This is a genomic window from Paraburkholderia sp. SEWSISQ10-3 4 (assembly GCF_030464785.1).
Taxonomy (GTDB): Bacteria; Pseudomonadota; Gammaproteobacteria; order Burkholderiales; family Burkholderiaceae; genus Paraburkholderia; species Paraburkholderia aspalathi.
This window is the reverse complement of record NZ_JALPRI010000003.1, coordinates 1-13,286: the sequence shown is the minus strand read 5'-3', so window position 1 is coordinate 13,286 and position 13,286 is coordinate 1. Positions and strand designations below refer to the sequence as shown.

Below are 13,286 nucleotides of genomic sequence, written 5' to 3'. Positions count from 1 at the left end.
CCGCCTTCGCCTTTCGCTTCGCGGCATGGCAGCCGCTACGCCCAGGGAAACGGCCAGATTGATGTAGTCATATATATGTTTATATGAACTAGCATCGGACACCATGGGGTGATACCCGGATAGGCGCGTGCAGCCCCAGCGATCCTGGAGCCGCGGTGCTTAAAAAACGAGGTGAGGTTGGGACGGATCAGTTCCGCGGTATTCCAGCGGGTCACTGACTCAGCGGATTTCCACCTGGTACTGAAACGTCGTGGCTGCGCCGCGCGTGCTACGCCATTCGAACGGCGTGCCCGCGAAGTCCGATGCGACACGCTGGACCTGGATGACAGGGCTGCCGACCGCTACATCGAGAAGCGAGGCATCGTCGGATGTGGCTTGTTCTACTCTTAAGATTTCCGTAGCGGACGCCACGATCTGCCTGCAAAGACGTTCATACAACGGATACAACAAGTCCTCGAAATCACCGAGCGGCAACGTGGCCAGGGGTTCGAAACGCGCACGCGGCAACCAGATTTCTTCAGACAGAACCGCCTGGCCTTCGATCAGGCGCACACGCGAGAGGTGGATCGCTTTCTCGGAGGCTTTCATGCCCAAAGTCGAGCGAATTTCTTCGCCGGGTTTCACGATCTCGCGCTTGAGCACGCGCGCGGTCGGCCGCACCGGCTCGCCGTCGCGCGACTTGAAACGGAAGAAACGAAACAGCGACGAATCGAAACGGGGCCGGCGAATAAACGTGCCCTTGCCCTGGCTGCGCGTGAGCACGCCGTCGACAACGAGCAGATCGATCGCCTTACGAACCGTGCCAGTGGAGACGTTATAGAACTGCCCCAACTCCGCCTCCGTGGCGATGGGTTCCTCCAGCGCCCATTCGCCTGCGGCAATGCGGCCAACCAGGTCGTCACGCAATTGCTGATAACGGGGCAACCGACCATCCGGCTTGGTCACGAAAGAGGTTGCGTCCATAGCATTCATATAGTTGTTCAGAGGAGTAACTACTGTACAACATCCCGCGGCGGCGACGTGAGCAAGGGTTAATACTCAATGACTTTTGGTGGCTTTGCGACCACCATTCATACAGTCATATATATGACTACATGATAAGCACGACGGAGACGGCTATGTTCACGTGGTACAAGCAAGGCACGCCCCTCGAACGCAACACCTTCTGGGGGTGCTTTGCGGGTTGGGGGCTCGACGCGCTCGATGTGCAGATGTTCACCCTCGCCATCCCCGCGATCATTGCCGCGTACGGCATCGACCACACGCAGGCCGGCGCGATCAGCAGCGTGACCTTGATATCTTCGGCGCTCGGCGGCTGGATCGCAGGCGCGTTGTCGGACCACATCGGACGGGTCCGGACCTTGCAAATAACGATCCTCTGGTTCGCCGGTTTCACCTTTCTCTGCGCGTTCGCGCAAAACTTCCCGCAACTCCTGGTTCTCAAGGCGCTGCAAGGATTCGGATTCGGTGGCGAGTGGGCGGCAGGTGCGGTACTGATGGCGGAAACCATTCGCACCGAACACCGCGGCAAAGCGATGGGCGCCGTGCAAAGCGCCTGGGCGGTCGGCTGGGGCGCAGCCGTGCTGGTGTATGCCGCGGCGTTCTCCTGGTTGCCGTCGGACACCGCATGGCGCGTGATGTTCGCCGTCGGCCTCGTGCCCGCCGGCCTGGTGCTATTCGTCCGGCGCAATCTGAAGGAACCGGCACGCGTCGCGCCGGCAAGCGCTGCTCCTAAGGTCTCGGTGCTCGGGCAGATAACCCAGGTCTTCCAGCCGCGTGTGCTCCGGACCACCGTGATCGGCGCCGTGCTGGGCACTGGCGCACATGGCGGGTACTACGCGATCATGACCTGGCTGCCCACCTTCCTCGCCAAAGAACGGCACCTGTCGGTTCTGAACACCGGTGGCTATCTGGCGGTCGTCATCGTGGCTTTCTGGTGCGGCTGCATGGCGAGCGCCTATCTGCTCGACCGCATTGGCCGTCGGCGCAATGTCGCCCTCTTCGCGTTCTGCTGCATCGTTACAGTTCTCGCTTACGTGATGCTGCCGCTGAGCAACACGCAAATGCTCGTGCTGGGCTTCCCACTCGGCTTGTTCGCCGCAGGCATTCCAGCGAGTCTCGGCCCGCTTTTCAACGAACTGTATCCGGCCGACATGCGCGGCACAGGCGTCGGATTCTGCTACAACTTCGGACGGATCGCCTCGGCGGGCTTCCCCGTGCTCGTCGGCTACATGAGTCATTCGATGTCGCTCGGCATGGCAATCGGAATCGACGCGGCCATTGCTTACGGCCTCGCGATGTTCGCTGTATTGCTGCTGCCCGAGACGCGCGGCAAACGTCTGCGTGGCGTGGTGCCTGAATCGGCTCCCGATACCGTCGACAACGCGCGATTGACCCTGGACCCGCCGCGGGGTTGATCATGAGTGCTCCCGTATCCGTCGCCCAGTCCCACTCCTGCCGCGTGGACACTCACGCGCATGTCTTCGAGAGAGGTTTGCCGCTCACGGATAGCCGGCGCTACGCGCCGGGCTACGACGCCACGCTCGACACGTATTTGCAACTGCTGAACACGCACGACATCGGGCGCGCGGTTCTCGTGCAGCCGAGTTTTCTCGGGACGGACAATCGCTACCTGCTACAAGCACTGTCGCGAGATACGCACCGCTTAAGGGGCGTAGCGGTCGTTGCGCCCGATGCTTCAGAGGAAACGCTGGCGGACCTACATGGTCGCGGCGTAACCGGCATACGGCTCAATCTGATCGAGCAGGCATTGCCGGATCTGGGCGCGAAATCATGGACGCCGTTGCTTGAGCGATTGTCGAGGTTGGGTTGGCACGTCGAACTGCACCGGAATGCGCAGGACCTGGCACCGATGCTCGACCGCTTGCTCGAAGCTGGCGTACCCGTGGTCGTCGATCATTTCGGACGCCCCGACCCTGAGAAAGGAATTCACGATCCCGGCTTCAAGAGGTTGCTCGGTTATGGCGCAACCGGTCGCGTGTGGGTCAAGGTCTCGGGCGCGTACCGATGTGCAGTTCCGGGTTCGGGTTTTGTGCGTGAGGCGACGAGCCTGCTTGTCGAACACTTCGGCGCTGAGCGGCTGATGTGGGGAAGCGACTGGCCCCATACTCAGTACGAGCAGGTGATGAACTACGGCCAGTCGTTATCGACGCTATTGGAACTCGGCCTGGACGCATCGATGGTCGACACGATTCTATGCACGACCCCCGCGTTGTTTTACGGATTCGAACAGCGAACGAATCACGCTGTGGCGAAATACGGGCAATACGAAGGGGATAAACTGACAGGACAGCCGCACGATGATGAAGTGCGCCGATGTGATGCGAGAACATGACAGTAGACGAAAGCGGAGCCGCCTTCGTCTACGTCACATATGCGTTGGTAGGCTCGATTGGATTCGAACCAACGACCCCCACCATGTCAAGGTGGTGCTCTAACCAACTGAGCTACGAGCCTTTAGAGGCGCGAATTATAGAGACTCCGGACGCGTCGCACAAGCCCTGCGGGACAAGTATGTTCATGGGCGAATGTCCGTCGATTCGTCGTGTGGATCGTTGTTCAACCCGCTTCAGTTTGTCGACGCCCATTCGGTCTGCGCGTCCAGCGGAAACACCGGCCGCTTCACGTGCTCGAACCTGAACAGTCCGTAATCCGAACTCGTCACACCACGGCTGTCGCACTCCACCAAGCCGGCGGCGATCGGCACAAAAACCGGCCGGCAGTACATGCGTGATTTGAGCAACAGGAAACGCGCGCGGCGCGGATCGATGCCGACGCTCTCGAACACGCCGAGGTCCCACGGTTCGTGTGTGCGCTCGGTCATCACGAGCTTGACCGTGCCGGTGTCGAGCACGGCCGCGCGCCCCATGAATGCACGCTGGCCTGTGTAGGTCGGACCGCTGATCACGTATTCGCCATCGGTCAGCGCGCGCACTACGCCGGTCACGGCAACCGGCGGCCGCGGCGTCACCGCGCTGCTTGCGACCTTGTTGCCGATCGTCACCGTCACCGTGCTGCCGACTCCCGCAGCCATCAGCGCCGCGACGGCCTGCGGATCGCACAACGGGCCGCTCACAACCCCTTCGAGCTTCTGCTTGAGCGCTTCCTCCAGCAGGTCCATCGTGTCGCACGTGCCGCCCGACATGCAGTTGTCGCCGTGATCGAGCAGCAGTACCGGTTTGTCCGTGCCCTGTGCGAGCGCCGCGGCCTGTGCGACAGATTCGGCCAGCGCCGCACTGCGATAAACGAAATCTTCGCGCTCGTTCCAGATCTGTCGCGCGATGCGCTCCGCTACCGATTCCGCTTTCGCACGGTCACCGTTCGCCACCACGACGACGCTGATACATGGCGCCTCGATGTCAGCGAGCGAAAAGCCGGACAACACCGACACAGCCAGCACGCCATCGACCTCTGCCGCGCGTGCAGCGTCTACCGCGCGCTTCATCGCACCTTCGGCCGTCGCGCTGCGCAGCGTATGCGTGAGCAGCGGCGGCTGGCGCCATGCGATCACCGGCTTCGCCCTGCCGTGGACCAGGTCGAACAGCAGACGCGCCGTATGCGCGCCGGTCTCGTACATATCGACGTGCGGATAGGTCTTGAAACTGACGATCACGTCGGCGTTATCGACCATCTTCTGCGTGACGTTGCCATGCAGATCGAGTGCGACGGCAATCGGCGCGTTCGGCAACGCGGCGCGCACGCGTTCGAGCAGATCGCCTTCGCCGTCGTTCGTATTTTCGGCGACCATGGCACCGTGCAGGTCAAGCATCACGGCATCGCAACCCGTTGCGGCCGCAACGATTGCCTCGCAGATCGCGTCGTACGCAGCGGCTTCGACCGGTCCGCTCGGATTCGCCGATGCGGAAATGGGCGTCACGATCCCGGCATGCTCGCGCTCGGCTGCGTCGATGAACGCGGCCATTGCCGTCTGCATGCCCTTGTTTTCGTTGAACGCGTCTTCGCCGTAGCTCGGGCCATTGCGGCCGAACGCTGCAAGCGGCGTGGCCACCGGCGAGAATGTATTGGTCTCGTGGTTCATCCTTGCAATCAGGACTTTCATGCTTCCGTGCCCCCCGCCGTTTGCGCGGCGTTCAGCATCGCCTGCAATAGCACGTTGCAGCCGGCTTCCAGATGGTCCGCGCGTGCGTCTTCGATTTCGTTGTGGCTGATGCCGTCCTTGCACGGTACGAAGATCATCGCTGCTGGCGCGACGCGTGCGAGATAAACGGCGTCGTGGCCCGCGCCGCTGATGACGTCCATCGACGAAAAGCCGAGCGTGTCCGCGCCCTGTTGAACCGCGGCGACCAGATCCGCCGCGAACGGTTGGGGCGGGAAATACACCACTTGTTCGACGTCGACCGTAATGCCGGCCTTCTCACCGGCGGTCGCACAGGCAGCGCGTAGTGCGGCATCCATCTCTGTGAGCGAGGCATCGTCAGCGGCCCGCAGATCGGCCGTCAGGGTCACGCGGCCTGGAATCACGTTGCGCGAATTCGGATGCACGTTGAGCCAGCCGACCGTGCCGCGCCCATGCGGCGCGTGATCGAGGGCAATGCGATTCACCGCGTGAATCAGATCGGCCGCAGCGAGCAATGCGTCGCGGCGCAGTTCCATCGGTGTAGGGCCGGCGTGCGCTTCCATGCCGTGCACTGTCACGTCGTACCAGCGCTGACCTAACGCGCCCTGTACGACGCCGATCGTCGTGTCATGCGCCTCCAGCACCGGCCCTTGTTCGATATGCGCTTCGAAATACGCGCCGACTACATGAGGCTTCCCACTGTCACCCGCATAACCGATTGCCGCGAGCGCGTCGCGCACCGAAATACCCTCGCGATCGCGTTGATCGAGCGCATGCTCCAATGTGAACGCACCGGCGAACACGCCTGAACCCATCATCACCGGCACGAAACGCGAGCCCTCTTCATTGGTCCACACCGCGACCTCCAGCGGTGCGAGCGTCCGCACGTTGGCGTCGGCCAATGTGCGCAACACTTCAAGACCAGCCAGTACGCCGTAATTACCGTCGAACTTGCCGCCTGTGGGCTGCGTATCGATGTGGCTGCCGGTCATCACCGGTGGCAGGTCGTCACGCAACCCCGCACGACGCACGAAGATATTACCGATCGCGTCGATCCGCACGCTGCAGCCAATCTCCTTTGCCCACGCGATAAAGAGGTCACGCGCCTTGCGATCCAGGTCAGTCAACGCGAGCCGGCATACACCGCCTTTTTCCGTCGCGCCGATTTGCGCGAGTTGCATGAGACTGTCCCAGAGCCGCGCACCGTCGACACGCAGATCAGCGAGCGTCGCGACGGTTGTTGATTCATGAACTTGCATCGATGCTTCCTCGTACTCGTAATGAAGACAGCGTGGGCGTTAGACGACGCCCACGCCCAGATAACGGTCCTTGATCGAATCGTCGGCGGCGAAGGAAGCGTTGTCGCCTTCGTAGACGATCACACCTTGTTCGATGATGTAGTGGCGATCCGCGAGTTGTGTGCAGACTTCCAGGTTCTGCTCAACCAGCAGAATCGCGACGCCCGCTTCACGGATCAACTTGAGTTGCGCGACGATCTCTTCGACGATCACTGGCGCGAGGCCTTCAACCGGTTCGTCGAGCATCAACAGTCGCGGATGATTCATCAACGCACGGCCGATCGCGAGCATCTGTTGTTCGCCGCCGGAGAGTTGTGCACCACCGTTCGTGCGCCGCTCTTTCAGCCGTGGAAATATGCGGTAGATGTCTTCGAGTTGCCACGGCGAATCCTTGCGCGCGCCGAGCCTTAGGTTTTCTTCGACGGTCAACAGGCGAAAGACGCCGCGATGTTCGGGCACGAAGCACACGCCTCGCGAAGCTATCTTGTGCGGCGGCATGCCGTTGATTGTCGTGCCGTTGAACATCACCGTACCGCGCTGCGGTGTGACAACACCGGCAATGGCCTTGAGTGTGGTCGACTTACCTGCGCCGTTACGACCCAACAGCGTGACCGTTTCACCATCGTTGATTTGCAAGGAGACACCTTGCAGGATGTGGCTCTTGCCGTAGAAGCCGTGAATCTGCTGAACGTCGAGAATCATGCGCGGCCTCCGGTAATCATGTTGCCGAGATAAGCGCTGCGTACGCGCTCGTCGCCGCGAATATCGTCCGGGCGCCCTTCCACCAGCACGCGCCCTTGTTGCATGACGGTGATCGTGTCGGAGATATCCATCACGATGCCCATGTTGTGTTCGATCAGCACGACGGTGTAATCGTCACGCAGGCCACGGATCAACTGCTTCATGTCGTCGAGGTCGTCGATGCCCATGCCGGAAGTCGGCTCATCCAGAAAGATCGCCTTGGGCCGCGCTGCGAGCGCCATGCCGACTTCAAGCCGTCGCTGCTGGCCGTGCGATAGCGCGCCCGCCGGCACCTCGCTAAAGCGCTGCAATGCGAGGCGTTCAAGCACACTGTCAACGGTGTCCGCGTGAGTGAGTGCACCATGCGGCGGCGTCCATGCGTTCAATGCACGCACCGCGTCGACACCTTGCGCGGCAAGCCGCAGATTTTCGCGCACGCTCAGATTGGCGAACAGGCTCGTCACCTGGAACGAACGCGCGACGCCGCGGCGCACGCGTTTATGGTCGGGTTCATGTGTGACGTCATGACCGTCGAAGATGATCTTCCCGTCGGTGATGGGCAACGTACCCGTCAACACGTGAAACAGCGTCGTCTTGCCCGCGCCATTCGGACCGATTACCGAATGCACGGTACGTGGCATAACGCGCAGATTGACTTCGGAGAGCGCCGTGAATTTGCCGTACCGCTTCACCACGTCGCTCGCTTGCAGAATCGCTTCGGTCATATGCGCTCCTCAGTTGCGTGGTTGCCAGTATCGTTGTCAGCGTCTGCGGATGAGTTACGCCGCAGCGCCTGCCAGATTCGTTCGCCCAAGCCCCATAGCCCGCGCTGCATGAAAAGGCTAACGGCGATCAGCACGATGCCGAGCAGCAACAGCCAGCGCGGCCATAGCGTGGACAACCAGTCGGCGAACAGCACATAGAACGCCGCGCCCAGCACCGACGCGAACAGATTGCCCGTGCCACCGATCACCGTCATCACGAGAATCATCTCGCTCGTGTGGTAATCGATATTGGACAGTGGCGCGATGCCGGTCATCAGCGCGTGCAACGCGCCAGCGAGGCCCGTCACTGCGCCGGAGATCACGAACGCCATGAGCTTGAAGCGTTTGACGTCATAGCCGACTGCGGCCGCACGCGCCTCGTTGTCGCGGATCGCCAGCAACGTGCGGCCGAATACCGAATGCGAGACACGCATCAGCAACCAGAACACCACGAGGAACAGCACGGCGACGAAAGCGTAGTACTGCCACGGCGAAGTCAACGGTAAGAGTGCCTTGCCGAATAACCCCAGCGCCGGGCGTGGGATGTCGAGCAAGCCGTTGTCACCTCCGGTCAGATCGGGCGTGGTGTAGGCGAGGAAGTAGAACAACTGCCCGAATGCAAGCGTCAACATGACGAAGTACGTGCCGCGTTGACGAATCGAAAACCAGCCGACCAGCGCCGCGGCAGCCGCGCCGATCACGATCGCGGCAAGCAGCGCCACAGGTATCGGCATGCCCGTTTTGGTCAGGACGAGGCCCGCACAATAGCTGCCGAGTCCGAAGAAGATACCCTGCCCGAAAGAGAGCAAACCCGTATGGCCGAGCAGCAGATTGCAACCGAGCGCGGCGAGCGCGAACACGAGTACTTCTGTGGCTAACGATCCGGAACGTAACGTCAGCGGCAATACGCACACGACCAGTAACGCAAGCAACAGGAAGCGATAGCGATGCAACGCATGCTTCAAGCTGCGTTGAGCCGGCCGGGAAGAGGCATCATGAACAGCAGGTTTCGAGGTATCGATCATGCCGCTCTCCCAAGCAGGCCGTTCGGCCGTAGCAGCAGCACGGCGGCCATCGCGACATAAATCATCAGCCGTGCGCCTTCCGGCCACAAGGTACTCATTACGCTCTGCACGATGCCGACCAGCAACCCGCCAACCAGCGCGCCTAGAAAGTTGCCCATTCCGCCGACTACCACCACGACGAACGCGACGCTGAGCGCCTCGATGCCCATGAACGGATCGACGCCGCGAATCGGCGCGGCGAGCACACCGGCCAAAGCGGCAGTGGCGGCGCCTAGTGCGAACACCAGACTGAAAACGCGCATCACGTTGATGCCGAGCAGCGACACCATTTCCGTCGATTCACTGCCGGCGCGCACCGCGCTACCGAGCCGTGTGCCCTCCAGCACCCACCACAACAGCGCAGCCAGCACAGCCGTGAAGCCGATCACAAACAGGCGGTACTTCGGATACACGAAACTGCCCCAGATCACCACGCCGTTCAGCATGTCGGGAACCGGTACGTTGTCGCCGAGCGGCCCCCAGACCAGGATCGCACATTCCTGCACGACGAGGGCGAGGCCGACCGTCACCAGAATATGAAACTCATGCTGTTGCGCGTAGACGTGCCGCAGAATCAGCTTCTCGACGATCCACGCAAGCGCACCGACGACGATCGGTACGACGACGAGTGCGGTCCAGAAATTCATCGACCACTGCATGGCCTGATAGCAAAAGTACGCGCCGAGCAGATAGAACGCGCCGTGCGCGAAATTCACGAAGCGCAGCAGGCCGAACACGATCGACAAACCGACCGCGAGCAGGAAATACAGCATTCCCACTCCGATGCCGTTGACGATCTGCAGGAGATAAACGTTCATGGCGTCCGTCTAAAGGGTGTAGCGATGGAGTTTCGCTAATGAGCGTGCCGCGTTGCTTGCGGCGCTGATGCATCAGGCCATCTTGCAGCCGGTCTTGTCGAGCGGGAGGAACGACTGGCCGGAGCTCACGATATCCGCGTAGTCGTCGGCGTTTTTCATCTTGTTCTTCGCCTTGCCCTTCAACAAATAGTAGTTCTTCAGCACCTGATGGTCGCCCTTGCGGACTTCCTCCGGACCGGTCAAGCCGTCGTACTTCATCCCCTCGAGCGTTGCGACCACCTTCTTCGGATCGACTGTGCCCGCTTTCACGATGCCGTCGAGCAGGATCTTTGTGCAGATGTAAGAACCTGCGAGACTGTAGTTGGGATTGGCCTTGAACGCGGCATTGCTGCGTTTGACGAGATCGCGATTGAGCGGCGAGTCGATGTCGTGCCAATACTGTGCGCCAAAATAGACGCCTTCGCACAGGTCAGCACCGAGCGATTCGAACTGCTCCAACCCGGAAGCCCACGCGAGCAGAATCGTGCAATTGTTCTTCATGCCGAAACTCACGGCCTGGCGCAACGTATCGGACGATTGCGAACCGAAGTTGAGAATCAGCAGGACGTCAGGCTTCGCGGCGACTGCATTCGTCAGATAGCCGCTGAATTCCTTCTCGTTGAGCGAGTGGTAGCTATTGCCCACGTGCTCAATGCCCTTCTCCTTGAAAATCGCCTTGGCCGCCGATAGCAAACCATCGCCGAATACGTATTGCGGCGTGATGGTGTACCAGCGCTTGGCTTTCGGCATCATCTGGATCAACGGACGCACGGTCTGTTCGATCGCGCCGTAAGTCGGCACGGACCAGCGGAAAGTCGCGTCGTTGCAGTCCTTGCCGGTGATTTCGTCCGCGCCTGCAGTGGTGATAAAGATGCCGCCAGCTTTCTGGACTTCCTTGCCCATTGCCAATGCTTCGGATGACAAAATACCGCCGGCAAAGAAGCGTGCATTCTTCTGCTGCGCGATTTCCTGCACTCGGCGCACGGCTGTTGCGGGTTTGCCTTCCGTGTCAAGCACCGTGTACGCAAGCGGTTGACCGAGTACCTTGCCGTACTGCTCGATAGCGAGCTTCATGCCGAGGTCGGCATACTTGCCGTTCGCCGCGAACGGGCCCGACATCGGTACCGGACAGGCGAACTGCAAGGTGCCGGCCTGCGCGAACGCGCTACGCGCGACCAGCGAGCCCAACGTCCCCGGAACGGCCGACAACGCGGCCAGCTTCAACATATTTCGGCGATTCAAAATGACGCTCCTTAAGAAAGAGACACACACTGACCGACTGCGAAACTGAAAGACTGCGCGAACGACGACGAAAGCTTGCTGGCCGCCGAGAAGTTTTCCACCACACCGGCTTTGTTCTATTTATCATGATAAATAGGTTGGACTCGATCGTAGGTACAATAAATTCGAGTGTCAATAAGGCAAAATTCCTGGCGGCAGCGGCGCGGCTTTCCGCGCCATGACGGGCCCGGCGGCCCGTCGAAAGCGCGCAGGACAAAACTGGGAGTAACGAAAATGGCCATCGACCGCGCCAAGGCTGGCGCCGCGATTGAGATCAAGCAGCAAAAGCGTGGCGATCTGGTCGCCGAAGAGATCAAGCGGCTCATCACAGAGAAAGACCTGAAACCGGGTGACCGCCTGCCGCGCGAGGTGGAATTGCAGCAGCTCTTTTCGGTGAGCAAGAGCACGATTCGCGAGGCACTGAAGTCTCTCGAGGTGCAAGGTCTCATCAAGGTGACCACGGGCCCAAGCGGCGGCGGCATGGTGGTTGAAGTGCCGCTTGATCGCACGCTACAGCTCTTGCAGAACTACCTGTTCTTCAAGGACGTATCGATCGACGACATTTACACCGTGCGTAAATTGCTGGAGCCGGAGCTAGCGGCGGGTGCGGTGCCGCATCTGACGGAGCAGGACTTCGAGGCGCTCGAAGCAAGCATTGCGTGCTGCGACCGGCCGGCTTCGTCACATGGCGGACAGGACATCGTTCGGCAACGTCAGGAAGACGTCAATTTTCACGACATCCTCGCGGCGGCGAATCCCAATCCGTTCCTGCGCTTCAGTTGCGAGTTGATCAACGAAATGATCCGGCAATTGATCGAGTTTCGTAACGACACGCCGCAGGTCGAACATGAACGTTTCGGTCTCGCCAACGTGAAGATTCACAAAGCGATCACGAAAGCGGCGCGTGAACGCGATGTGGAAAAGGTGCGCGAGCTAATGGTGGTTCACATGACCGAAGCACCTCGCTATGTGAAGCGGATGAAGGGCAAGTTGCGCGGCCGGCTGATTCTCGATTCGGAGATTCGCCGACGCGTGAGGGCCCGCAGTGTGGCGCCGGTTGATGAGCCGGATCAGGAGTGAAGCCGATTTGACAGGTGCTGCGGCTGGACGGCGTGGCGCCTACAACGGAATGTGCTCGGCTTAGCTCGGAAGTTTACTAACAGCGTGTCCACGGTCGACCAAACCGCCGGGACTCGACGACCAGGCAGTGCCGGTATGTCCGAAATCGCCATGATGCGGGACCCGGTAGTTCCAGAGACTGTTCGATCCGATACTGCGACAAACCAGAGGAATCGGAAAAAACCGCGCAATCGAGATGAAAGCTCGGGTGCACCGGTCAATTTATGCCAATTGGCTTAAGACAGCCATCCCACCGCTTTCGACGACCAAATTGGGGTGTGATAGCCGCGCAATAAGGACTCAACCTTTTACCGCCCGCGCCGTTATTGCATCTGCACAGGCATAACACTGGACCGTCATGGCACAACCTATTCCGTTTTCCCGCAAAACTGGCGCTGCACGTGCTCGGCATGACAAAGCCATGCTGTTGCCCATCGCACGGCAGGTCGCCGACGACCTTGCCCTGCGCGTGCATCTGGCGCTCGATGCCTTGCGCCGGGGTGCCGGCAGCACGAGCGATGCGCAAACGCTTACCCAGGTCATGCTGTTGACGGGTTTTCTGGCTGAATCGGGTTTTGGCTCGACGACTGGCGAGCAGATCGGTGCGGCGGAGAGAGCGGTGTCAGCGGTTTTCGATATCGGCCGTGAGACCGGCGAGTGGAGATTGGACAGCGCAGGGTTCGCGCTTTTCGCCGAAATCGCATCGAACTACGATCGGCAACTGCACAGCGCACCCCTTTGGGCGATCACCGACGCCAGTGAACGGCTTGACCGCTTCACCGCAGGCTTGTCGTATCAGACGCCGGTGCGGAAAAGGGCTTAAACGGATGAGATGATGCAGGACGGTGGGCGGAGTACCGTCGGCGATTTTGAGGTATTGCTGATAGGGGTGAGACCAGAAGAACCGGAGCGCTTCGGGCAAAGTCTCACCGCGGCGATGTTTTCTGCGTCCACGTTTTTGCCGCGTAAACGCAGAAACCCCACCTTTGCGGGGTGGGGTTTCTGGACTTGCTGGGGAGCCTGACGATTACCTACTTTCACACGGGAATCCGCACTATCATCGG

At 60.6% G+C, this 13,286-nt stretch carries 13 protein-coding genes and 1 tRNA gene; 4 read left to right on the top strand and 10 right to left on the bottom strand.

From position 1 onward, the window contains the following. Positions 1 to 219 precede the first annotated feature (219 nt). On the bottom strand, positions 220 to 963 hold the full coding sequence (locus tag M0D68_RS08595) for a GntR family transcriptional regulator (protein ID WP_200621983.1): 744 nt from the start codon (positions 961 to 963) through the stop codon (positions 220 to 222). 155 nt (positions 964 to 1,118) lie between these two features. On the opposite strand from M0D68_RS08595, the gene M0D68_RS08590 reads away from it, so the two are divergent. Both M0D68_RS08590 and M0D68_RS08585 read left to right on the top strand, forming a co-directional pair. Next, complete coding sequence (locus tag M0D68_RS08590; protein WP_266224190.1) at positions 1,119 to 2,417, top strand: MFS transporter; 1,299 nt, start codon at positions 1,119 to 1,121, stop codon at positions 2,415 to 2,417. Between the two features lie 2 nt (positions 2,418 to 2,419). Further along, positions 2,420 to 3,355, top strand: coding sequence for an amidohydrolase (locus M0D68_RS08585; protein ID WP_200653905.1), 936 nt, complete (start codon positions 2,420 to 2,422; stop codon positions 3,353 to 3,355). A 45-nt stretch (positions 3,356 to 3,400) separates the two neighbouring features. Here M0D68_RS08585 and M0D68_RS08580 read toward each other — a convergent pair. The 8 genes from M0D68_RS08580 to M0D68_RS08545 all read right to left on the bottom strand — a co-directional run bounded on the left by M0D68_RS08580 (position 3,401) and on the right by M0D68_RS08545 (position 11,064). Continuing rightward, positions 3,401 to 3,477: transfer RNA gene (locus M0D68_RS08580), tRNA-Val, on the bottom strand. A gap of 112 nt (positions 3,478 to 3,589) precedes the next feature. Beyond that, positions 3,590 to 5,080, bottom strand: coding sequence for a M81 family metallopeptidase (locus M0D68_RS08575; RefSeq protein ID WP_200653906.1), 1,491 nt, complete (start codon positions 5,078 to 5,080; stop codon positions 3,590 to 3,592). Next, positions 5,077 to 6,357, bottom strand: a complete 1,281-nt coding sequence (locus M0D68_RS08570) for a Zn-dependent hydrolase (protein WP_200653907.1) — start codon at positions 6,355 to 6,357, stop codon at positions 5,077 to 5,079. Before M0D68_RS08570 ends, M0D68_RS08575 begins: the two co-directional genes overlap by 4 nt. 39 nt (positions 6,358 to 6,396) lie before the next feature. Further along, entirely contained in the window at positions 6,397 to 7,098 is a 702-nt protein-coding gene (locus tag M0D68_RS08565) for an ABC transporter ATP-binding protein (RefSeq protein WP_200621988.1), read from the bottom strand. Then, positions 7,095 to 7,862 carry an ABC transporter ATP-binding protein gene (locus M0D68_RS08560; RefSeq protein ID WP_093646668.1) on the bottom strand — a complete coding sequence of 256 codons (768 nt, stop codon included), beginning with the start codon at positions 7,860 to 7,862 and terminating at the stop codon, positions 7,095 to 7,097. The genes M0D68_RS08565 and M0D68_RS08560 overlap by 4 nt, the downstream gene beginning before the upstream one ends. After that, positions 7,859 to 8,926: a branched-chain amino acid ABC transporter permease gene (locus M0D68_RS08555; RefSeq protein WP_200653908.1), complete on the bottom strand. Its 1,068-nt coding sequence runs from the start codon at positions 8,924 to 8,926 to the stop codon at positions 7,859 to 7,861. Before M0D68_RS08555 ends, M0D68_RS08560 begins: the two co-directional genes overlap by 4 nt. Next, positions 8,923 to 9,783, bottom strand: a complete 861-nt coding sequence (locus M0D68_RS08550; RefSeq protein WP_093646663.1) for a branched-chain amino acid ABC transporter permease — start codon at positions 9,781 to 9,783, stop codon at positions 8,923 to 8,925. Before M0D68_RS08550 ends, M0D68_RS08555 begins: the two co-directional genes overlap by 4 nt. A gap of 72 nt (positions 9,784 to 9,855) precedes the next feature. Beyond that, entirely contained in the window at positions 9,856 to 11,064 is a 1,209-nt protein-coding gene (locus M0D68_RS08545) for an ABC transporter substrate-binding protein (protein ID WP_093646660.1), read from the bottom strand. A gap of 273 nt (positions 11,065 to 11,337) precedes the next feature. Between M0D68_RS08545 and M0D68_RS08540 the strand changes: the two genes are divergently transcribed. Further along, positions 11,338 to 12,183 carry a FadR/GntR family transcriptional regulator gene (locus M0D68_RS08540; protein WP_093646658.1) on the top strand — a complete coding sequence of 282 codons (846 nt, stop codon included), beginning with the start codon at positions 11,338 to 11,340 and terminating at the stop codon, positions 12,181 to 12,183. Positions 12,184 to 12,580: 397 nt separating this feature from the next. Next, positions 12,581 to 13,045 carry a hypothetical protein gene (locus M0D68_RS08535; RefSeq protein WP_093646656.1) on the top strand — a complete coding sequence of 155 codons (465 nt, stop codon included), beginning with the start codon at positions 12,581 to 12,583 and terminating at the stop codon, positions 13,043 to 13,045. Here M0D68_RS08535 and M0D68_RS08530 read toward each other — a convergent pair. Further along, positions 13,042 to 13,286, bottom strand: a 245-nt coding sequence (locus tag M0D68_RS08530; RefSeq protein ID WP_266224189.1) for a hypothetical protein, incomplete at its 5' end; no start/stop codon positions are given. The two genes, M0D68_RS08535 and M0D68_RS08530, sit on opposite strands and share 4 nt — an antisense overlap.